Origin of the sequence: Streptomyces sp. NPDC057939 (assembly GCF_042887545.1) — a bacterium.
Taxonomy (GTDB): domain Bacteria; phylum Actinomycetota; class Actinomycetes; order Streptomycetales; family Streptomycetaceae; genus Streptomyces.
The window spans coordinates 1-20726 of record NZ_JBHVPG010000060.1; the positions used below are offsets into that span (position 1 = coordinate 1).

The 20726-nt window shown below is 73.7% G+C and carries 19 protein-coding genes; 11 read left to right on the forward strand and 8 right to left on the reverse strand.

All coding sequences use genetic code 11. The annotated features are described in order from the left end of the window. Positions 1-144: 144 nt before the first annotated feature. From ACFVS6_RS37190 to ACFVS6_RS37200, 3 genes are read right to left on the reverse strand one after another with little or no spacing between them, the layout of a single operon-like run. A complete protein-coding gene (locus tag ACFVS6_RS37190; RefSeq protein WP_389710969.1) occupies positions 145-795 on the reverse strand; it encodes a PhzF family phenazine biosynthesis protein in 651 nt (216 codons plus the stop codon). 19 nt (positions 796-814) lie between these two features. Next, positions 815-2374 (reverse strand): HtaA domain-containing protein, encoded by a 1560-nt coding sequence (locus ACFVS6_RS37195; RefSeq protein WP_389710970.1) that lies wholly within the window; start codon positions 2372-2374, stop codon positions 815-817. Between the two features lie 51 nt (positions 2375-2425). Next, positions 2426-3859, reverse strand: coding sequence for an HtaA domain-containing protein (locus ACFVS6_RS37200; protein ID WP_389710971.1), 1434 nt, complete (start codon positions 3857-3859; stop codon positions 2426-2428). 180 nt (positions 3860-4039) lie between these two features. Here ACFVS6_RS37200 and ACFVS6_RS37205 point away from each other — a divergent pair, with 180 nt between their 5' ends. The 6 genes from ACFVS6_RS37205 to efeU all read left to right on the forward strand — a co-directional run bounded on the left by ACFVS6_RS37205 (position 4040) and on the right by efeU (position 10618). Next, positions 4040-4999 (forward strand): hemin ABC transporter substrate-binding protein, encoded by a 960-nt coding sequence (locus tag ACFVS6_RS37205; protein ID WP_389711012.1) that lies wholly within the window; start codon positions 4040-4042, stop codon positions 4997-4999. 2 nt (positions 5000-5001) lie between these two features. Continuing rightward, positions 5002-6210 carry a FecCD family ABC transporter permease gene (locus ACFVS6_RS37210; RefSeq protein ID WP_389710972.1) on the forward strand — a complete coding sequence of 403 codons (1209 nt, stop codon included), beginning with the start codon at positions 5002-5004 and terminating at the stop codon, positions 6208-6210. 56 nt (positions 6211-6266) lie between these two features. Next, entirely contained in the window at positions 6267-7112 is an 846-nt protein-coding gene (locus tag ACFVS6_RS37215) for a heme ABC transporter ATP-binding protein (protein ID WP_389711013.1), read from the forward strand. A 164-nt stretch (positions 7113-7276) separates the two neighbouring features. Next, positions 7277-8428 carry an iron uptake system protein EfeO gene (efeO, locus tag ACFVS6_RS37220; protein WP_389710973.1) on the forward strand — a complete coding sequence of 384 codons (1152 nt, stop codon included), beginning with the start codon at positions 7277-7279 and terminating at the stop codon, positions 8426-8428. A gap of 29 nt (positions 8429-8457) precedes the next feature. Beyond that, positions 8458-9729 carry an iron uptake transporter deferrochelatase/peroxidase subunit gene (gene efeB / locus ACFVS6_RS37225; RefSeq protein ID WP_389710974.1) on the forward strand — a complete coding sequence of 424 codons (1272 nt, stop codon included), beginning with the start codon at positions 8458-8460 and terminating at the stop codon, positions 9727-9729. 22 nt (positions 9730-9751) lie between these two features. Continuing rightward, positions 9752-10618: an iron uptake transporter permease EfeU gene (gene efeU, locus ACFVS6_RS37230; protein ID WP_389710975.1), complete on the forward strand. Its 867-nt coding sequence runs from the start codon at positions 9752-9754 to the stop codon at positions 10616-10618. A 29-nt stretch (positions 10619-10647) separates the two neighbouring features. Here efeU and ACFVS6_RS37235 read toward each other — a convergent pair whose 3' ends face one another. From ACFVS6_RS37235 to ACFVS6_RS37245, 3 genes are all read right to left on the reverse strand, one after another. Continuing rightward, the gene (locus ACFVS6_RS37235; protein ID WP_389710976.1) at positions 10648-11211 is read right to left on the reverse strand and encodes a GNAT family N-acetyltransferase; all 564 of its coding nucleotides are present in this window, start codon (positions 11209-11211) and stop codon (positions 10648-10650) included. Further along, entirely contained in the window at positions 11211-12086 is an 876-nt protein-coding gene (locus ACFVS6_RS37240; protein WP_389710977.1) for a PhzF family phenazine biosynthesis protein, read from the reverse strand. The genes ACFVS6_RS37235 and ACFVS6_RS37240 overlap by 1 nt, the downstream gene beginning before the upstream one ends. Positions 12087-12159: 73 nt before the next feature. Next, positions 12160-12921: an SDR family oxidoreductase gene (locus ACFVS6_RS37245; protein ID WP_389710978.1), complete on the reverse strand. Its 762-nt coding sequence runs from the start codon at positions 12919-12921 to the stop codon at positions 12160-12162. Positions 12922-13029: 108 nt separating this feature from the next. Here ACFVS6_RS37245 and ACFVS6_RS37250 point away from each other — a divergent pair, with 108 nt between their 5' ends. Further along, the gene (locus ACFVS6_RS37250) at positions 13030-14400 is read left to right on the forward strand and encodes a multidrug effflux MFS transporter (RefSeq protein WP_389710979.1); all 1371 of its coding nucleotides are present in this window, start codon (positions 13030-13032) and stop codon (positions 14398-14400) included. A 179-nt stretch (positions 14401-14579) separates the two neighbouring features. Then, positions 14580-15611 (forward strand): small ribosomal subunit Rsm22 family protein, encoded by a 1032-nt coding sequence (locus ACFVS6_RS37255; RefSeq protein WP_389710980.1) that lies wholly within the window; start codon positions 14580-14582, stop codon positions 15609-15611. Between the two features lie 49 nt (positions 15612-15660). Here ACFVS6_RS37255 and ddaH read toward each other — a convergent pair whose 3' ends face one another. Then, complete coding sequence (gene ddaH, locus ACFVS6_RS37260; RefSeq protein WP_389710981.1) at positions 15661-16488, reverse strand: dimethylargininase; 828 nt, start codon at positions 16486-16488, stop codon at positions 15661-15663. A 146-nt stretch (positions 16489-16634) separates the two neighbouring features. On the opposite strand from ddaH, the gene ACFVS6_RS37265 reads away from it, so the two are divergent. Together ACFVS6_RS37265 and ACFVS6_RS37270 are read left to right on the forward strand one after the other, a co-directional pair. Next, positions 16635-17273, forward strand: a complete 639-nt coding sequence (locus tag ACFVS6_RS37265) for a TetR/AcrR family transcriptional regulator (protein WP_389710982.1) — start codon at positions 16635-16637, stop codon at positions 17271-17273. Positions 17274-17454: 181 nt separating this feature from the next. Next, positions 17455-18204, forward strand: a complete 750-nt coding sequence (locus ACFVS6_RS37270) for a bifunctional DNA primase/polymerase (RefSeq protein ID WP_389710983.1) — start codon at positions 17455-17457, stop codon at positions 18202-18204. A 73-nt stretch (positions 18205-18277) separates the two neighbouring features. Here the strand turns inward: ACFVS6_RS37270 and yaaA are convergent, their stop codons facing one another. Continuing rightward, complete coding sequence (gene yaaA, locus ACFVS6_RS37275) at positions 18278-19078, reverse strand: peroxide stress protein YaaA (RefSeq protein WP_389710984.1); 801 nt, start codon at positions 19076-19078, stop codon at positions 18278-18280. Positions 19079-19238: 160 nt separating this feature from the next. On the opposite strand from yaaA, the gene ACFVS6_RS37280 reads away from it, so the two are divergent. Next, positions 19239-20681: an RNB domain-containing ribonuclease gene (locus ACFVS6_RS37280; RefSeq protein WP_389710985.1), complete on the forward strand. Its 1443-nt coding sequence runs from the start codon at positions 19239-19241 to the stop codon at positions 20679-20681. Positions 20682-20726 lie beyond the last annotated feature (45 nt).

The window sequence follows — 20726 nt, forward strand, 5'->3', positions numbered from 1 at the left end:
CCGCCCCTCCCACTACCCGGGCGCGGGCCCCCGCTCGGTGGCCGCGGTGTTCCGCCACCCCGCGTCCCCCCGTCCCCCCCGGTCGGCCGCCCCGGTTGCCCCCCGCCCGGGGCCGGCCCTCCGTCGTGTTCGGATCGGGCGACCCTACTCCGCGAAGCGGACGCGGCCGCCGATCTCGATCGTGCCGTCGGGGGCCGGGGCGGTGAGGATCTGCGAGCCCTCGCCCTGGGTGATGTTCAGGGCGCGGCCGAGTTGGGCGGTCAGCAGGATCGCCGCCGAGCCGGTGGCCTCGTCCTCGACCACGGCGCCGTCGGGGCGCCGGGGGAAGCCGCGGGCCCGGATCCGTCCGGCGGCCTCGTCCTCCCAGGCCCAGGCGTACAGCCAGCCCTCGCCGGGGGGCGGGGCCGGCAGGGCGTCGACCTCGGCAGCGCTCGCGTACTGCTCGGCGCGCTTGTCCGTGACCCACTCGGGGCGGGCCGTGATCCAGGTGAACTCGCCGTCGCCGCGGGCCCATACGGACCCGGCGGGCGGGTTGAGCTCCTCGATGTCGAGCAGCCAGGCGACACCGACGAGCGGGTGCCCCGCGAAGGCCATCCGGGTGCCGGGCGTGCGGATGTCGACGACCCCGCGCTCGGGGTCGTCGACGAACACCGTCTCGCTGTAGCCGAGTTCGGCGGCCAGCGCCTGCCGGGACGCGTCGTCCGGGCAGGTGCGGCCGTCACGGACCACTCCGAGCGGATTGCCGAAGCGGCCGTCACCCGCGCAGAAGACCTTGAGCACATCCAGATCGTTCACGCGGGCATTCAAACACGGCTCAGAGCTGGGCCGTGCGGCGGCGGCGGGCGACGAACACCGCGCCCGCGCCCGCGGCGACCACCAGGCCGGAGGCGCCGAGGAGGGCGCCGGCCGGGATCTCGGAGCCGGTGGTGGCCAGGTTGCCGCCGACGGAACCGCCGCCGCCGGCCGCCGAACCGCCGCCGCCGACCGAACCGCCGCCCACGGCACCGCCGTTGGCGCTGCCGCCCGTGGTGCTGCCGCCGCCCGAGGAACCGCTGCCGCCGCTGCCGGCGGGCGGGAGGGTGACGTCCTTGTCCACGGCCACCGAGAGGTCGAGGGAGTCCATCGGCTTGCCCGGCTTGTACTTCTCCAGGACCGCGTTGTCGTTGGCGAAGACGGCGGAGCCCTGCTCGGTGAAGACGGCGGGGACCGCGTTGAGGGCGAGGAGCCCGCCCTTGGTCTTGTACTCGACCTTCGACAGGTCGAGCGTCGCGAACGGGATGTCCTTGCGCAGGCCCGCGGCCGTCTTCGCGTCGAGGGTGAGCGTGCCCGTACCGCCGTTGCCGACGACGCGGATGTTGCTGAACGTCAGGTCGAGGCCGTGCGCCGGGTACTCGAAGCGCAGGGTGCCGTCGAAGGCGGCGTTCAGCTTGCGGTTCTTGGTGTCGAGCTCGCCCTTGCCGAAGGCGAACGCGTAGGTGTTGCCGCTCTTGGCGGCGCCGCCGGACGCGGTGATGCCCTTCTCCCCGACGTACTCGCGGAAGGACTGCATGATGCCCCAGGTCAGCTTGCCGCCGAGGATCTTCTGGGGGCCGTCGGCGGGAGGCGTGACCGGCGGGGTCACGGGCGGGGTCACGGGCGGCGACACGGGCGGGGTCACCGGGGGCGTGACCGGCGGGGTCACGGGCGGAGTGACGGGCGGAGTGACAGGCGGAGTGACCGGAGGGGTGACCGGAGGCGTCACGGGCGGGGTCACCGGCGGGGTGACGGGCGGGCTCGGGGGCTTCGGGAACTGCAGCGCCACCGTCACCTTGTCGCCGTCCGCGCCCGCGTAGGCGGGGCGGGCGAACACGGCGGCGAACTCGGCCGTCAGCTTGGTCGACAGGCCGGTCATGTTCATCCCGGCGAAGGCCACGTCCGCGAGGGGGACGCCGGCGGTGAGGGTGCCGTTCTTCGTGACGTCGGCCGTCAGCTTCTTCGTGCTGTTGTTGATCCGGAAGTTCTCCATCTTCACGACGAACCCGTGCGCGCTCCCGTCGAAGACCACCCGGCCCTTGAAGCCCGCGGTGATGACGTGGCCGCCGTCCTTGTCGTACTGACCGGTCGCCCGGTCGAAGCGGAAGCCGCCGGGCACCTCGGTGGCGCCGTCCTGCACGGTGACCGAGCCGATGCCCTTGACGTACTCGCGCAGGCTCGTCAGCACCCCCCATTCGAGGGTGCCGTCGAGCACCGGTATGGGGGCGGCGGCGGCCTGCGCGGTGACGGCCGGGGCGTTCCCGTCGGCGGTCGCGGGCAGGACGAAGGCGGTGGTGCCGAGGGCGGCGGCGGTGAGTACGGCGGCCGCGACGGCGATCGGGCGGCGGGGGGACGACGACATGGCTGGGTACTCCTGAAGGACCGTGAAGCAGAGGAAGGGGTGGGGCGGGTGCTACGGGGCGTCGGGGGACGCGGGCGCGGCGGGCGCGGACTCGGCCGCGTTCGCGCGGCGGGACCGCAGCACCAGGAAGGCCGCGCCGCCGGCCAGGACCAGGACGGCCGCGGCGAGGGCGACGTACAGCCCGGTGTCGGAGGACTTGCTCGCCGCGGCGGCGGGCGCCGGGGCGGGGGTGGCGGACGGCGTGGCCGCGGCGGGGGCCGGTGCCGGGGAGGCCGTGGAACCCAGGTCGGGCAGGGCCGGCAGCTGCGCGCTGCCGTCCAGGGCGACGGCGAGCGAGATCGGGTCCATCTCGGTGCCGGCCTTGTACATGGAGTTGAAGGCCTGGGAGCCGCCCTCGGTGAGGGTGGCCGGGGCCTCGGTCACGGTGGCGAGATTGCCCTCGGTCTTCAGCGCCTTGGCGTCGAACTCGACGAGCGCCACCGCGTTCTTGGTCTCCGTGCCGGTGGTGACGTCGGCGGACAGGACGCCCTTGCCGTTCTCGACCTTCACGCCCACCTTGGCGAGCTTGAGGTCCAGGTGGGCGCCGGTGAAGTGGACGGCGCCGGCGAACGCGGCGTCGAGGGTGCCCTTCGCGCCGTCGTAGGTGCCCTTGCCCTGGGGGAAGCGGAAGAGGGCTCCGCCGTCCTGGGCGCCGTCGGCGAGGGTCCACTTGCCCTGGCCGATGGAGCCGGTGACGTACTCGCGGAAGGTGCGGCGGATGCCCCAGTCGACGGCGGCGTCGGTGAAGGCGCCCTGCGTCTGCGGGGTCGCGGCGGGGGTGCTCGGCGTCTGCGAGGGCTGCTGCGCGGGCTGCTCGACGGTCGGGGCCTTGACGTCGGCGGACAGCGAGAGGGGGTCGAGCTGCGCCCCGGCCTGGTAGTAGCCGGCGAAGGCCTTGGCGCCCTGTTCCGTGAGGGTGGTCGGAACATTGGTGAGGGCGAGCGGGCTGCCGCCGCCCTTCATGTTGATCCCGCCCAGACCCAGCGTGGCGAAGGGGACCTGGGACTGGTTGGTGACCGCCCCGGTGTCCTTGGCCTTGCTGGAGACGTCCAGGTAGAGGGTGCCGCTGCCGCCGGAGATCCTGACGGTCGGCCGACTGACGGTCATGTCCAGTTCGTACGCGCCGTCCGGCTTCTGGTGACCCTGGAAGGCCACGCCGCCGGTGAAGGACGCCGTGAACTCACCCGTGTCCGGGTCGTAGGAACCGTTCGCCGAGTGGAAGCGGAAGAGGCTGCCGCCGACCGTGGCGGCTCCGCTCCTCAGCTTGAAGCCGCCCTTGGCGATGGGACCGGTGACATAGCTCTGGAAGGAGGACTTGAGGCCCCAGTCCAGTCGGCCGCCCTGTACGGTACGGCTCGCCGCATGAGCCGCGGTGGCCGGGAGCAGGGCACCCAGCAAGGCCGCCAGCAGGGCGACGGCGAACACACGGACGGATCTTGCGGGCATGAATGTCCCCTCCAGGGTCTAGCAAGCGAGGTTAGGCTAACCTAAGCTATCCCGGTCGAGGGGGGAACCCCCGCGCCGGCAGAACCTCAGAGCCCCCAGTCGGACGATCAGGACGGTGCCTTCGTGCCTACGCCCGCCGCGTCAAACCGCTTCCCCCGCCTCGCCGTTGCCCTCGTGGCGATGGCCCTGGCGGTGACGGGATGCGGAGGTACGGCCACCCCCGAAAATTCCCCCGCGGCGAGTGCCGCGGCCGTCCCGGACCGGATCGAGCCGCTCACCGCCGCACCGGCCCCCGCCCTGCCGGTGACGGTTCCCTCGGCGGACGGCGCCCAGGTGACCGTCACCTCCGCGGACCGGATCATCCCGCTGACGGGCAGCCTCAACGAGATCGTCCAGACCCTCGGACTCGGCAAGCAGGTCGTCGCCCGCGACATCACCGCCACCTTCGAGCAGGCCTCCTCCCTGCCGGTGGTGACACGTGGACACGACGTCTCCGCCGAGAGCGTGTTGTCGCTGCGCCCGACGCTGGTACTGGCCGAGACCACCACCGGTCCCGCGGAAGCGGTTCAGCAGATCCGCGACGCCGGGATCCCGGTCCTGGTGATCGCCCCCGCCAAGACGCTGGACGACGTCCCGAAGCGGATCGACGCGGTGGCCGGCGCGCTGGGCGTCCAGGACGCCGGCGCGCAGCTCAAGCAGCGGACCGCCGACCGGATCGCCGCCGCCCGCAAGGACGTTCCGGCCGCCTCCGGGAAGAAGCCGCGCGTGGCCTTCCTCTACCTGCGCGGCACCGCCTCCGTGTACCTGCTCGGCGGCTCCGACTCCGGCGCCGCCTCGCTGCTGGAGGCCGCGGGCGCCGTCGACACCGGCAAGGATTCCGGCCTCGGCAAGGACTTCACCCCGATCACGAGCGAGGCCCTCGCCGCCGCCGCGCCCGACGCGATCCTGGTCATGACCAAGGGCCTCGAATCGGTCGGCGGGGTCGACGGCCTGGTCAAGGTGCCGGGCGTCGCCCAGACCCCGGCCGGCATGGACCGCCGCGTGGTCACCGTCGACGACGGCGTACTGCTCAACTACGGTCCCCGCACCGACCAGGTGCTGTCCTCCCTGGTCGCGCAGCTCTACGGCAAGGGCGCCTGAGCATGACCCTGTCCTACGATCCCCCGCAGCCGGCAGGCGCCGCCCCGGAGCGGCCGGCCGTGACGGAACGGGCCGCGACGAAGCCGGCCGCGGGCCCGGACCTGCCCTCGGATCCGAAGGGGCCCGGAGCGCCGGAGCCCGCGGACCGGCCCGCCGGAACCGACGCGGATCCCGCCGGGCCGCACGGTCGGCGGGCCCTGGTGCTCACCGTCGTCCTCGCCGCCGCCCTCGTCGCGCTCGCGCTCGTCTCCGCCGGAACCGGCGCGTACCGCATCCCGATTGGGGACGTACTCGCCTCGGTCCAGCACCGCATGGGCCTCGGCGGCGCCGCCCTCGACCGGGTCGGGGAGAGCGTGCTGTGGAACGTGCGGCTGCCCCGCGTCGTCCTCGCGCTGCTGGTCGGAGCCAGCCTCGGCTGCGCGGGCGCCCTCATGCAGGGTGTCTTCGGCAACCCGCTCGCCGAGCCGGGCGTGATCGGCATCTCGGCCGGCGCCGCCGTCGGCGCGGTCGCCGCGATCGGACTGGGCCTCGGCTTCCTCGGGAACTGGACCATCACGGCCTGCGCCTTCGTCTCGGGTCTGATCACCGTGGGCGCCGTGTACCTGCTGTCCCGCAGCGGCGGCCGGACCGAGGTCGTCACCCTGATCCTCACCGGCATCGCCGTGAACGCCTTCGCGGGCGCCCTGATCGGCATGTTCATCTTTTTCGCGGACAGCGGCCAGGTCAACCAGATCACCTTCTGGCAGCTCGGCTCGCTCGCCCAGGCCACCTGGCCCAAGGTGCTGGCCGTGCTCCCCTGCGCCCTCGCCGGCCTGCTCGTCGCCCCCTTCTACGCCCGCAGGCTCGACCTGCTCGCCCTCGGCGAGCGCCCCGCCCGCCACCTCGGCATCGACGTCGAGCGGCTGCGCCTCGCCCTGATCCTGGTGGTGGCCCTGCTGACGGCGGCGGCCGTCGCCGTCGCCGGCGTCATCACCTTCGTCGGCCTGCTCGTCCCGCACCTGCTGCGGATGGCGAACGGCCCCGGGCACCGGTTCCTGGTGCCGGGCAGCGCGCTCGCCGGGGCCCTCGTCCTGCTCGCGGGCGACCTGGCCGCCCGTACCCTCGCCCAGCCCGCCGAGTTGCCCCTCGGCGTGCTGACCGCCCTGATCGGCAGCCCGTTCTTCTTCTGGTTGCTGCGTCGTACCCGCCGCAAGCAAGGAGGCTGGGCGTGACCAGCAAGCTGACCGGGCTGTTCGGCCGGAACAAGCGGACGGTCCCGGACCGGCCGCTGCCCGGGGCCGCCGTCGCCGAGATCGAGGACCTGCGGCTGCGGCTCGGGGACCGCGAGGTCCTCTCCGGGATCGATCTGACCGCCGTGGCGGGCGAGGTGCTGGCGCTGGTCGGACCGAACGGCGCGGGGAAGTCCACGCTGCTCGCCGCGCTGGCCGCCGACCTGCCCGCGACCTCGGGGAGCGTACGGATCGACGGGCGCCCGGTGGGCGACTGGTCGGCGCCCGAACTGGCCCTGCGCCGGTCCGTGCTCCCCCAGGCCGCCGCCCTGTCGTTCCCCTTCCCCGTCGCGGACGTCGTACGGATGGGTCGCGCGCCCTGGGCGGGCACCGCCTTCGCCGACGCGGACGACGAGGAGGTGGCCGCCGCCATGGCCGCCACCGAGGTCGGCCACTTCGCCCGGCGGCCCTTCTCCGCCCTGTCCGGGGGCGAACGGGCCCGCGTCGCGCTGGCCCGCGTCCTCGCCCAGCGGGCCCCGCTGCTGCTGCTCGACGAGCCCACGGCCGCACTGGACCTGCGCCACCAGGAGCTCGTGCTGCGGATCTGCCGGGAGCGGGCGGCGGCCGGGGACGCGGTCGTCGTCGTCCTGCACGACCTCGGGTTGGCGGCGGCGTACGCGGACCGGGCGGCCGTGCTCCACGACGGCGGGATCGCGGCCGACGGGCCGCCGTCCGAGGTGTTCCGCGACGAGTTGCTGAGCCGCGTCTACCGGCAGCCGGTGGAGGTGTTCCCGCACCCGCGCACCGGTGCGCCGCTCGTCGTACCGCTGCGCGAGCGGACCCGACCGCAGCCGGCCGACCGTCGCGCGGAACAGCCCGCGGACCCCGATTTGACCCGCGCTTGACCGCTGCTTGAGGGCGAAATGACGGGGCCGTGACGGGCTTGTGTCCGGGGCGGAAATGTGAGAGGTGATTCACTGGACGGGCGGGTTGAGGTGAGGTAAGCCTCGGTTAAGTTAGGCCTGCCTCACTCGCCTCTCCCCCGTCCTCAGCCTCGCCAGGAGCCCCCATGCGCCCCGCCCGCATCACCGTCCTCACCGCGGCCGCCGCCGTGGCCGCGCTCACCGCCGTCACCGGCTGCGCCGAGAAGGGCGGCGGTGCGGGCACCGACGCGATCAGCGTGAAGGCGTCCGACAGCGCCTGCGAGGTCTCCGCGAAGGAGTTCCCGGCGGGCAAGGTCACCATCGACGTCGAGAACAAGGGCTCCAAGGTCACCGAGCTCTACGTGCTCTTCCCCGACGACCGGATCGTCACCGAGCGGGAGAACATCGGCCCCGGCACCAAGGCCTCCATCACCGCGGAGATCAAGGCCGGCGACTACGAGATCGTCTGCAAGCCCGGCATGAAGGGCGACGGCATCCGCCAGAAGGTCAGGGCCACCGGCCAGGGCGGCGGCGAGAAGCGCAGCCCCGAGTTGGACGCCGCGGTCGCCGCGTACCGCAAGTACGTCCAGGAGCAGGCCGACGAGACCCTCCCGAAGGCCCGGGCGTTCGCCGACGCCGTCAAGGCGGGCGACGTCGAGGCCGCGAAGAAGGCGTACGCGCCCTCCCGCATCGGCTGGGAGCGCACCGAGCCGGTCGCCGAGTCCTTCGGCGACATCGACCCGAAGGTCGACGTCCGCGAGGACGGCCTGGAGGCCGGCCAGGACCCGGCCAAGGACTGGACCGGCTGGCACCGCCTGGAGAAGTCCCTCTTCCAGGACAACAAGATCGACGACAACGACAAGAAGCTCGCCGACACCCTGATCACCGACCTCACCGACTGGCAGAAGAAGGTCGGCCAGGCGGAGATCACCCCCACCTCCATGGCCAACGGAGCCAAGGAACTCCTCGACGAGGTCGCCACCGGCAAGGTCACCGGTGAGGAGGAGCGCTACAGCCACACCGACCTCGTCGACTTCAAGGCCAACGTCGAGGGCGCGCAGAAGTCGTACGAGCTGCTGAAGCCGACCGCCGAGAAGAACGACCCGGCGCTCACCAAGCAGCTGGACACCCAGTTCGCCGCGCTGACCCTGCTCCTCGACAAGTACCGCGCCGACAAGACCTCCTACGAGTTCACCGCCTACGACAAGGTCGGCGAGGCGGAGCGCAAGGAGCTGTCGGACGGCGTGAACGCGCTCGCGGAGCCGCTGTCGAAGCTGGCCGCCGCGGTCGCCAAGTAGCGGACGGACGGGAGAGGCGGGAGAGGCGGATGGACGACTCGGTGCCGGACCAGGAAGAGACCGGCGGTACGGCGAACGGCCCCTCGCGCCGCGCCCTGCTCGGCTGGGGCGGGGCCGGGCTCGCGCTCGGCGCCGCCGCGACCGGCGGCGCGGTCGCCGCGCTGCGCGCCGGTTCGGACCAGGTCCCGGCCGGCATGTCCGGCGCGGCCGTGCCCTTCCACGGCCCGCACCAGGCCGGCATCGCCACGCCCGTCCAGGACCGGCTGCACTTCGCGGCTTTCGACGTGAAGGCCAAGGACCGCGCCGAACTGGTCGCGCTCCTCAAGGAGTGGACCGCGGCCGCCCGGTTGATGACGGCCGGACTGCCGGTCGGCGAGGGCGGCTTCGGCGGCCTCCCCCAGGCACCGCCGGACGACACCGGCGAGGCCCTCGGCCTGAAGGCCTCCCGCCTCACCCTGACCATCGGCTTCGGCCCGGGCCTGTTCGCCAAGGACCGGTTCGGGCTGGAGGGCCGGCGCCCGGCGGCCCTCGTCGACCTGGAGCTCTTCCCCGGCGACAACCTGGACCCGGCCCGCTCCGGCGGCGACCTCTGCGTCCAGGCCTGCGCCGACGACCCGCAGGTGGCGGTGCACGCCATCCGCCAGCTCGCCCGCATCGGCTTCGGCCGGACCGCGATGCGCTGGTCGCAGCTCGGCTTCGGCAAGACCTCGTCCACCACGCCCGACGAGCAGACCCCGCGCAACATGATGGGCTTCAAGGACGGCACCCGGAACATCTCCGGCACCGACACCGCCGCCCTGGACGAGCACGTGTGGGTCGGCCCCGGGGACGGCGGCGACTGGATGGCCGGCGGCTCGTACCTGGTCGCCCGGCGCATCCGGATGAACATCGAGACCTGGGACCGCACCTCCCTCCAGGAGCAGGAGGACATCTTCGGCCGGGACAAGGGCGAGGGCGCTCCCGTCGGCAAGTCCAAGGAACGCGACGAGCCGTTCCTGAAGGCGATGAAGCCCGAGGCGCACGTCCGCCTGGCCCATCCGGACTCCAACAACGGGGCGACGATCCTGCGGCGCGGCTACTCCTTCACCGACGGCACGGACGGGCTGGGCCGGCTCGACGCGGGCCTGTTCTTCCTCGCCTACCAGCGTGACGTCCGAACGGGCTTCGTCCCGATCCAGCGGGCGCTGGCGAAGTCGGACGTACTCAACGAATACATCCAGCACGTGGGTTCGGCGGTCTTCGCCGTCCCGCCGGGCGTCCGTGACGAGGACGACTGGTGGGGCCGGACGCTGTTCGCGTAGTCCCCTCCGGAGAGGAACCGCCGTGTTCGGCAACTATCTGATCGGCCTGCGCGAGGGACTGGAAGCGGGCCTCGTCGTCTGCATCCTGGTCGCCTACCTGGTCAAGACCGACAACAGGGCCGCGCTGCGCCCGGTGTGGATCGGCGTCGGGATCGCCTGCGCCATCTCTCTGGCCTTCGGCGCCCTGCTCGAATTCGGCACCCAGGAGCTGACCTTCGAGGCGCAGGAACTGATCGGCGGCACCCTGTCGATCGTCGCCGTCGGTCTGGTGACGTGGATGGTCTTCTGGATGAAGCGCACCGCGCGGCACCTGAAGGGCGAGTTGCAGGGCAGGCTCGACGCGGCCCTCGCGCTGGGCACCGGCGCGCTCGTGGCCACCGCCTTCCTCGCGGTGGGTCGCGAGGGCCTGGAGACCGCCCTGTTCGTATGGGCCTCGGTCCGGGCGAGCGGCGAGGGTTCCTCCGCGCCACTGGTCGGGGTGCTGCTCGGCATCGCGACGGCGATCGTGTTGGCCTGGCTGTTCTACCGGGGCGCGCTCAGGATCAACCTGTCGAAGTTCTTCACGTGGACCGGCGGCATGCTCGTCGTCGTCGCCGCGGGCGTCCTCGCGTACGGGGTGCACGACCTCCAGGAGGCCCGTTTCCTCGGCGGCCTGGAGAACCGGGCGTTCGACATCAGCGGCGCCGTCCCGCCGGACAGCTGGTACGGGGTGCTGCTCAAGGGCGTCTTCAACTTCCAGCCCGACCCGACGGTCCTCCAGCTCGTGGTGTGGTCGCTGTACCTGGCGGTGGTCCTGACGCTGTTCCTGCTGCCGTTCCGCTCCGGCAAGCCGTCGGGCCCGCCCGACGGGGCCTCCGCGCAGACCCCGGGCGGTACCGCCCGGGGCTGAACCGCCGCCCGGCCCCCGGGTGCGCGCCGTCACCAGAGCCGGTCGGTGTTCCCCGGGTGGAGGGGGACGCGGGTCCCGGTCAGCGCGGCGCGGTCCGCGTCCCGGTCCGGGGTGAAGAACGCCGCGAGGACGGCCTTGTCGAAGCCGGGGGCGTCGGTGGCCAGCGGCTCCTCGGGGGTGCCGCCGACCAGGACGGTGCCGGGCAGGACGTCGAAGCCTGCCGCACCGTAGAAGGGGACGAGCGGCCGGTCGCAGCTGAACAACGCCAGGTCCACGGCGGGGTCGTCGGCCAGCGCCGTGCGGGCCGCCGCCACCAGCCGGCCGCCCAGGCCCCGCCCGCGCAGCTCCGGCCGGCTCACCACCGAGCTGAGCCCGGCCGCGCGGCGGTTCCGACCCGCGACCGGGACCTCCTTGTACAACAGCGCCAACGAGGCGCCGACCGTCCCGTGGTCGTCCACCAGCAGCAGCGCCCGCGGGGTGAGCGCCGGATCGTGTCCGGGGGCGGCGCCGGGCCAGGCCGTCGCCTCCAGGGCGGCGATCCGGGCGGCGAGTTCCTCCGGGAGGTCGGCCTCCGCGTACGAGAGCAGCCGCATCAGGGGATGCGCACGCCCGCGCCGGCCACCCGCACCCTGGGGTCACCGGCCCGCAGCTCGACGGTCAGGACGCCGGGGCGGCCCATGTCGTCGCCCTGGTGGAGGGTGAGCACCGCGGCCTCGGGGACCAGGTCGAGCTGCCGGGCGTAGGCCCCGAAGGCCGCCGCGGCGGCCCCGGTGGCGGGGTCCTCCACGACGCCGCCGACCGGGAAGGGGTCGCGGACGTGGAACAGGGTCGGGCCGGCGCGGTGCACGAGCTGGACCGTGGTGAGGTCCAGGCGACGCATCAGGGCCTCCAGCCGGGGGAAGTCGTACGCCAGGTCGGCGAGGCGGGCGCGGGTGGCGGCGCCGAGCACGAGGTGTCGGGCGCCCGCGTAGGCGATGCGCGGCGGCAGTTCGGGGTCGAGGTCGGCGGCGGGCCAGTCGAGGGCGGCCAGCGCCTCGGCGAGGTCGTCCGCGGCGATGTCCTCGACGTGCGGGACGACGCTGGTCAGGGTGGCCCGCAGGTGTCCCTCCTCGGAGGTGACGGACACCGGTACGGTGCCGGCCGGGGTGTCGAAGACCAACTCCCCCGGACCGATCCGCTCGGCGAGCGCCACGGCGGCGGCCACGGTGGCGTGCCCGCAGAACGGCACCTCCGCCTTCGGGCTGAAGTACCGGACGGTGAAGCCGCGGCCGGGCTCGGGGGCCGCCGCGCCGGGCTCGGCCGGTCCGGCCGGGCCGGTGAGGAAGGCCGTCTCGCTGTAGCCGAGTCGGGCGGCGACGGCCAGCATGGCGGCCTCGTCGAGACCGGAGGCGTCGAGGACGACCCCGGCCGGGTTGCCGCCGGCGGGGTCCTCGGAGAAGGCGGTGTAGCGCAGCACTTCAGTCTTCATGATCGGCTCAACCGCAGCGGGCCGGGCACCATTCCCGGCGGCCCGGCTCTCGCCCGCCTCGGCGGGCGCGGGCTCAGCCGCGGCCGATGTACGGCATGGCGGTCGCCATCACCGTCGCGAACTGGACGTTCGCCTCCAGCGGCAGCTCCGCCATGTGCAGCACCGTGCGGGCGACGTCGGCGGCGTCCATGACGGGCTCCACCGCGAGCTGTCCGTTGGCCTGGAGGATGCCGGTCTGCATGCGCTCGGTCATCTCGGTCGCCGCGTTGCCGATGTCGACCTGCCCACAGGCGATCCGGTACGGGCGTCCGTCCAGCGAGAGGGACTTCGTCAGGCCGGTCATGGCGTGCTTGGTCGCCGTGTAGGCGATGGAGTTCGGACGCGGGACGTGGGCGGAGATGGAGCCGTTGTTGATGATCCGGCCGCCCTGCGGGTCCTGGGCCTTCATCTGCCGGAAGGCCGCCTGCGCGCACAGGAAGGCTCCGGTCAGGTTGACGTCGACGACGGACCGCCAGGCCTCGTACGAGATGTCCTCCAGCGGAACCCCGCCGGGGCCGAAGGTGCCCGCGTTGTTGAAGAGCAGGTCGAGGCGCCCGTAGCGCTCGTGCACCGACCCGAAGAGCGCGTTCACGTCGTCGGGGTCGCTGACGTCGGCGCGTACGGGGAGCACGTCCGCGTCGGTCCCGGCCGCCGCGGCGGTTTCCTCCAGGGGTCCGGTCCGGCGTCCGACCACGGCCACGGACCAGCCGGCCCCCGCCAGGGCCAGGGCCACGGAGCGGCCGATGCCGGAGCCGGCCCCGGTGACTACTGCGATCTTGCTCAGACGTGCGCTCATGGGGCCGCAGGCTACGTCACACCGACGACGGGGCCACGGACGTTCCGACAGCTGAGAGCATGGGGCGGTCAGGGGTGCATAAAGCAGATGAAAAGACTGGAGTTCCGCATGTCGGAGAGAGGCCCCTCGACGGCCCCCTCGCACGGGTCGTCGCCCGAGCCGTCCCCCGAAATATCCTCCGTCCCCGCACCGAACCCCGCCGCCGCCAACGCCGCCGTCGGCGTCCCGGAAGCAGGCGCAGCCCCCGCACCCCTGGCGGCCGCACGGCGCACCGGCCTGCTCGTCACCTTCGTCCTGGGCGGGCTCACCGCCCTCCCCCCGCTGTCCATGGACATGTACCTGCCGGCGCTGCCGGAGGTCACCAACGCTCTGAACAGCCCGGCCGCGACCGTCCAGCTCACCCTCACCTCCTGCCTCGCCGGCATGGCACTGGGGCAGCTGGTCATCGGTCCGATGAGCGACAAGTGGGGCCGCCGCAGGCCCCTGCTGATCGGCATGGTCGTCTACGTCCTCGCCACCGCGATCTGCGCCCTGGCACCGACCGCCGAACTGCTGATCGGCTTCCGACTGCTCCAGGGCCTGGCCGGGGCGGCCGCCATCGTCATCGCTCGGGCGGTGGTGCGCGACCTGTACGACGGGGTCGAGATGGCCCGGTTCTTCTCCACGCTGATGCTGATCTCGGGGGCCGCCCCGATCGTCGCGCCGCTGATCGGCGGCCAGGTGCTGCGGTTCGCCGACTGGCGGGGGGTCTTCGTCGTGCTGACCGTCGTCGGCGCCGCGCTCACCGCGGTCGTCTGGCGCACCCTCGACGAGACGCTGCCGCCCGAGCGGCGCCAGACCGGCGGCGTGGGCGCGGCCCTGCGGACCATGCGCGGACTGCTCGGCGACCGGGTCTTCGCCGGGTACACCCTCACGGGCGGCTTCGCCTTCGCGGTGCTCTTCTCCTACATATCCGCCTCGCCGTTCGTGGTGCAGGAGATCTACGGGGCCTCCCCGCAGGCCTTCAGCCTGCTGTTCGGCGTGAACTCCGTCGGGTTGATCATCGTCGGCCAGATCAACGGGAAGCTGTTGGTCGGTCGGGTCAGCCTGGACAAGGCGCTGGCCGCCGGGATCGGGATCATCACGGTCGCGTCCGTGGCGCTGCTGCTGATGTCGACCGGGGTGTTCGGGGAGGTCGGGCTGTTCCCGGTCGCGACCGCCCTGTTCGTGCTGATGTCGGCGATGGGCCTGCTGCTGCCGAACACCAACGCGCAGGCCCTGATGCGGACCCCGCACGCGGCCGGGTCGGCGTCGGCCCTGCTGGGCACCTCCTCGTTCCTCGTCGGGGCCATCGCCTCGCCGCTGGTCGGGATCGCGGGCGAGGACACGGCGGTGCCGATGGCACTGGTCCAGCTCGTCTGTTCGCTGCTGTCGGCGGCCTTCTTCTTCGGGATGTGCCGACCGTGGCGGCCCCGGAGCCCGATGGTCGCCGCGGGCTGAGCGCGTGCGGGCGGCGCGGGCGGGCGCGGGTGACCGTGCGGCCCGCGCCCGTCCGCGGCCCCGTCCGGTCGTCGGTCCGGCGGTCGGTCCGGTCGTCAGGCGCTCCGGTCGTCAGGCGCTCCGTCGGGTGCCGGGCCGGCGATGCCGGGCGGCCCCTCGGGGCGCCGTAAACTTCCCGGGTGAACGTCTCCGTCCCCGCCTCCGCCCCGACCACCGCCGAAACCCTCCGGTCCGCGCTGGGCGGGCTGCTCGACGGGCTCCCGCCGAAGCAGGCCACGGCCGCCGTCGAGCGGCTGATCTCCAACTACCGGGGCACGATCCCGACCGACACCCCCGTGCTGCGCGACCGTTCCGACGTCGCGGCGTACGCGGCGTACCGGATGCCGGCCACCTTCGAGGCCGTACGGTCCGCCCTGGACGGGCTGGCAGGGGCGGCGCCGCGATGGGCTCCCGCCTCGCACGTGGACGTGGGCGGCGGCACGGGCGCCGCCACCTGGGCGGTCGACGCCATCTGGGACGGCCCCCGGACGACCGCCGTACTGGACTGGGCGGAGCCGGCGCTGGCCCTGGGCAAGGAGCTGGCGGGCCGTTCGTCCTCCGAGGTGCTGCGCGGCGCCGAGTGGCGCCGGGCCGTCATCGGGAGCGGGATCGCCCTGCCCGACGCCGACCTGGTGACCGTGTCGTACGTGCTCGGCGAGCTGACGGAGCCGGCCCGGCGGGCCGTCGTCGCGGAGGCTGCCCGTGCCGGGCGGGCCGTCGTCCTGGTCGAGCCGGGCACGCCCGAGGGGTACCTGCGCATCCGGGAGGCCCGCGAGCAGCTGATCGAGGCCGGGCTGAGGGTGGCGGCGCCCTGCCCGCACGACGGGACCTGCCCGATCGAGGTCGGCCAGGACTGGTGCCACTTCTCGACGCGGGTCAGTCGCTCCTCCCTGCACCGGCAGGTCAAGGGCGGCTCCCTCGCGTACGAGGACGAGAAGTTCAGCTACGTCGCCGCGACCCGGTTCCCGGTGACGCCGGTCCCCTCCCGGATCACGCGGAGGCCGCAGATCCGGAAGGGGCTCGTCCAGCTGGAACTGTGCGGCCCCCTGGAGCAGGGCCTGAACCGGGCCATCGTGACCAAGCGCCACGGTGACCTCTACAAGGCCGCGCGGAACGCCGACTGGGGCCACGCGTGGCCGCCGGCCGGCACCGGGGACCCGCAGGAGCCGTAGGCCCCGCGGGCCCCTCGGGAGCCGTAGGTCCGCGGACCCCGCGGGGTGGTCAGTCCTCCTCGGGGGGCGCGGGCCTCAGTTCCTGCGTGCAGCACTTCACGCTGCCGCCGCCCTTGAGCAGTTCGCCGAGGTCCATCGGGACGGGCTCGAAGCCGCGCTCGCGCAGCGGTGCGAGCAGTCCGGCCGCCGCCTGCGGGAGCAGGACGTGCAGGCCGTCCGAGACGGAGTTCAGCCCGAAGGCCTCGGCGTCCGGGGTGTCCACGAGCAGGGCGTCCGGGAAGAGCCGGCGCAGCACCGCCCGGCTCCCCGGCGAGAAGGCCTGCGGGTGGTACATGATCTCGTCGCCGTCGAGCACGCACAGGGCCGTGTCCAGGTGGTAGAACCGCGGGTCCACCAGGTCGAGGCCGATGACGGGGCGACCGAAGAACTCCTGGGCCTCGTCGTGCGAGAGCGGGCTGGAGCGGAAGCCCCGGCCGGCGAGGATGTAGGTGGCGGTGACGGCGAAGTCGCCCTCGCCCTCGTTGACGTGGGACGGCTCGCGGACGTCCGGGAAGCCGTTCGACCGGAACCAGTCGAGGTGGATCTCCGCCTCGGCGGTGCGTTCCGGATGGGCGAACCTGGCCCCGAGCACCCGGCCGTCGACGACGAGGGCCCCGTTGGCCGCGTAGACCATGTCGGGCAGGTCGGGGTGCGGGACGAGGGTCTCGACGGTGTGCCCGAGGGCGCGGTAGCGGTCCCTGAGGTCCTCCCACTGGGCTTGGGCGAGGGGGAGGTCCACCGGTTTCGTGGGGTCCATCCACGGGTTGATGGAGTACGTGACCTTGAAGTGTGCCGGTGGGCACATCAGGTAGCGCCGGGGTGTGGCGTCTCTGCGCAAAGAAGGCTCCTCACGACTGCGAACTCACGAGGCGTGCGTTGTGTGGAAGGAATCGTCTCTCCTCCGGGGGAACCGCGCAGTGAACTGACCGGGTGGTTCAGCGAATCAATGGAAGACGAGACGTCTCGAATTGGTACGTTGGGCGCATGAGCAAGACTCCCGACGCCACCCGCCGCAGCGACCGCTCGCGGCGCGCCATCCTCGACGCCGCCCTCGCGCTGGTCGGGGAGGTCGGCTACAACAAGCTGACCATCGAGGCCATCGCCGCCCGCGCCGGCGTGGGCAAACAGACCATCTACCGCTGGTGGCCCTCGAAGGCGGCCGTCCTGCTGGACGCCTCGCTGGCGCTGGCCGGGGACGCCGGGGACGACGCGCAGTGGGCCGGCTTCCCCGACACCGGGGACCTCGCCGCCGATCTGAAGTTCGTACTGCGTGCCACGGTGGACGAGTTCAACGACGAGAAGTACGAGGCGCCCGCGCGCGCCCTGACCGCCGCCGGGGCCACCGACCCGGACCTGGGCGCCCGGTTCACCGAACAGCTCCTCGAACCGCAGCTCGCGCTGTACGAGGCGCGGCTGCGATCGGCGCGGGACGCCGGACTGATCGCCCCCGACACCGACCTGCGGCTGACGGTGGAGATGCTGCTCGGGCCGTTCACGTACCGCTGGCTGATGCGGACGGCGCCGCTGACCCACGCCTACGCCGACGCCCTCGTGGACGCGGTGCTGCGGTCGGTCACCGGACCGGACGGGAGCCCGGAGCCGACGTCCGCAGCCGTGGGATAGGTCACGGCCCCGGGACGGCCCGAGCCCGTTGCGGGCGGGCCGTGGGCCGGTTCGGCCGGGAACGCGCGGCCGGATCGGGCCGGGTCGAGGGGCCCCGGATCGAGGGGTGCGGTCACCCGGGCCGCAGGATGGTGGGACCATGGGGAAAGTCCGCCGGGGCAACGGTGAGGTGAGGGGATAGATGGGGTCTGAGTCCGGCCGCGTCAAACGCGGCGAGCAGAGCAGGATTTCCCAGTGGCTGCGCCGCCGCTCGAAACCGGCTCCCGAAGACCCCGGCAGGGAACGCGAGGCGCTGCTCCTGGCCGTGGCCGCCGCGGGCCTCCCGATCTCACCGGCCGCCCATCCCGCCGGATACCGATGTTCGTGCGACCGCGTCGGCTGTCCGACCCCCGCGCGACACCCCGTCTCCTTCGCCTGGCAGACGCAGTCGACCACCGACCGCGCGCAGATCGAACGCTGGGCGCGCAACCAGCCCCAGGCCAACTTCATCACCGCGACGGGCATGGTCCACGACGTCCTGGACGTGCCGCTGGAAGCGGGCCGCGGCGCGCTGGAGCGCCTGCTGGCCGCCGGGATCGAGGTCGGCCCCGTCGCGGAATCGGCCGGTACGGGCGAACAGGCCCGGATGCTCTTCTTCACGGCGACCCGCGGTACGCCGGAGGACGAGGACGAATGGTGGCCCTGCGAACTGGACTGCCACCCCGAGACGATGGACGAGCACCCGGGCCTGCGCTGGCACTGCCGGGGCAGCTACGTCCTGGTCCCCCCGTCGACCCTGCCCGGTGACCTCTCGGTGAGCTGGCTGCGCGACGTGAGCCACCCGCTCCCGGACCCCCTGACCCTGCTGGAGACCCTGACCGACGCCTGCGCCCAGTACGCGGGCGAGGCCGGACACACTCCGGCCGCGGTGGCCTGGCCGCTGGGCCGCTAGGGCCGTGCCGGGCGGTGCGGGGCGTGATTCCCCGGACCGCCCGACCGTACGGCTCTCCCAGCGGGCGCCCGCCTCAGTGGATCTGCGTCACGACCACGTCCAGCGACCAGGCCCGGCCCGCCTTGGCCGGGGCCTCGGCCTCCACCGTGTAGCCGAGGTCGCGCAGGGCGGTGACCAGCTCGGCGGGGTCGGCGGGGGCCGCTCCGGCCAGCAGCAGGTCGCGTACCAGGCGACCCTTGGTGGCCTTGTTGAAGTGGCTGACCACCGAACGCTTCTCCACCCCGTCCACGATCTGCGAGTGCAGCACGCGAACGCCGGCCGTGCGTGCGGCCGCCGCACCCTTCGGCTTCCAGGCGCTCGTGTACGCCGAGGAACGCAGGTCGAGGACGAGCCCGTCGCCCGCCGCCTCCGGCAGCGCGTCCGCCATCGGGGTGCGCCAGTACGCGCCCAACGCGCCCAGCGCCGGCAGCTTGACGCCCATCGAGCAGCGGTACGAGGGGATCCGGTCGGTCACCCGTACCGCGCCCCACAGTCCGGAGAAGACCAGCAGCGAGCGGTCGGCCGCGGCGCGGGCGGCGGCGGGCAGGTCGGCGAGACCGAGGGCGTCGTACAGGACCCCCGTGTAGATCTCCCCGGCCGGGAGGGCGGGCGCGGTCAGCAGCCCGGCGTTCTTCGCGACCTCGCCCCGCAGGCCCTCGCTGAGCCCGAGGACCTCACGGGCCTTCAGCTCGTCCGCCGAGCACAGCTCGACCAGTTCCTCCAGCACGGCCGCGCGCGCGGCGGCCAGCCCCGGCAGGGACAGGGAACTCGGGTCGAGCGGTGCGCCGGAGCCGCCGGCGGCCTTTCCCTCGGAGGGCGGCAGCAGCACGAGCACGGTGGTTCTCCTTCAGTACGACGCGGCGCAGGGGGTGCGGCCCCCGAGCCAGGGTAGACGGCGCGACGCCCGCCCCGGGCCCGCCCGCGGGAGGGGCGGACCGCCCGGGAGGGGGGAACGGATCACCCCTTGACGGACAAAAGGGCCTAGGCTCGGGTCCATGCCACGCCGTCTCATGCACATCACCGGCACGGACGGGGCTGCCCTGCGGGCCGCGCTGGGCGCCCTGCGCGCACGCCTGGGCGTGCCCGAGGAGTTCCCGGCCGCGGTCCTCGCCGAGGCCGAGCGGGCCGCCGCCGCCCCCCGGCTGCCGTCCCTCGACGCCACCGACATCCCCTTCTTCACCATCGATCCGCGGGGTTCCGTGGACCTCGACCAGGCCATGCACCTCGCGGCGCGGACCGGCGGCGGCTACCGCGTGCACTACGCCATCGCCGACGTCGCCGCGTTCGTCACCCCCGGCGGCGCCCTCGACGCGGAGGCCCACCGCCGCGTCACCACCCTCTACTTCCCCGACGGGAAGGTCCCCCTCCACCCTCCCGTGATCTCCGAGGACGCCGGCAGCCTGCTCCCCGACCGGACCCGACCGGCCCTCCTGTGGCGGTTCGACCTGGACGCCGAGGGCCGCGTCGGGACGACCGAGGTCCGTCGGGCCCTGGTCCGCAGCCGGGCCCGCCTCGACTACGACGGCGTGCAGAAGGCCCTCGACACCGGTACCTCCGACGCCTCCCTGATCCTGCTGAAGGAGATCGGCAGGCTCCGCGAGACGCTGGAGACCGAACGCGGCGGCATCTCCCTGAACGTCCCCGAGCAGGAGATCACCGAGCGCGGGGGCGCGTACGGGCTGGTCTACCGGGCCCCGCTGCCCGCGGAGGCCTGGAACGCGCAGATCTCCCTGATGACCGGCATGGCCGCCGCCGACCTCATGCTCGCCTCCGGTACGGGGATCCTGCGCACCCTGCCCACCGCCCCGGACGGCGCGGTCGGCCGGTTGCGGCGCGCGGCGCAGGCCCTGCGGATCGAGTGGCCGCACCACGTGCCGTACGCACGCCTCGTGCGCTCCCTCGACCCGCGGCTGCCGGCCCACGCCGCCTTCCTCCAGGAGTGCACGACGCTGCTCCGCGGCGCCGGATACACCGTGTTCACCGACGGCGACACCCCCGACCCGGCCGTGCACGCAGCCGTCGCCGCCCCGTACGCGCACTGCACCGCGCCGCTGCGTCGCCTCGCCGACCGGTACGCCGGCGAGCTGTGCGTGGCGGCGTCCGCCGGGACCGAGCCCCCTCGGTGGGCCACCGACGCGCTGGCGGCGCTGCCCCGGGAGATGGCCGAGGGCACGCGGACGGCCAACGCGGTGGAACGCGCGTGCGTGGACCTCGTCGAGGCGGCCGTCCTCAAGGACCACGTCGGGGAGACGTTCGAGGCGACGGTCATCGACGTCAAGGAGCACGAGCCCCGGGTGGGCACCGTCCACCTGGAGGATCCGGCGGTCGTCGGCCGGGTGGAGTCGCCCTCCGACGATCTGCCGCTCGGCGCCCGCATCCGGGTCCGCCTGACGGAGGCCGACCCGATCACCGCGAAGGTCCTGTTCGCCCCCGCCTGAGCCGGCCCGCGCCCGACTCGACGGGGGCCCCGCCGTCACCCCCGA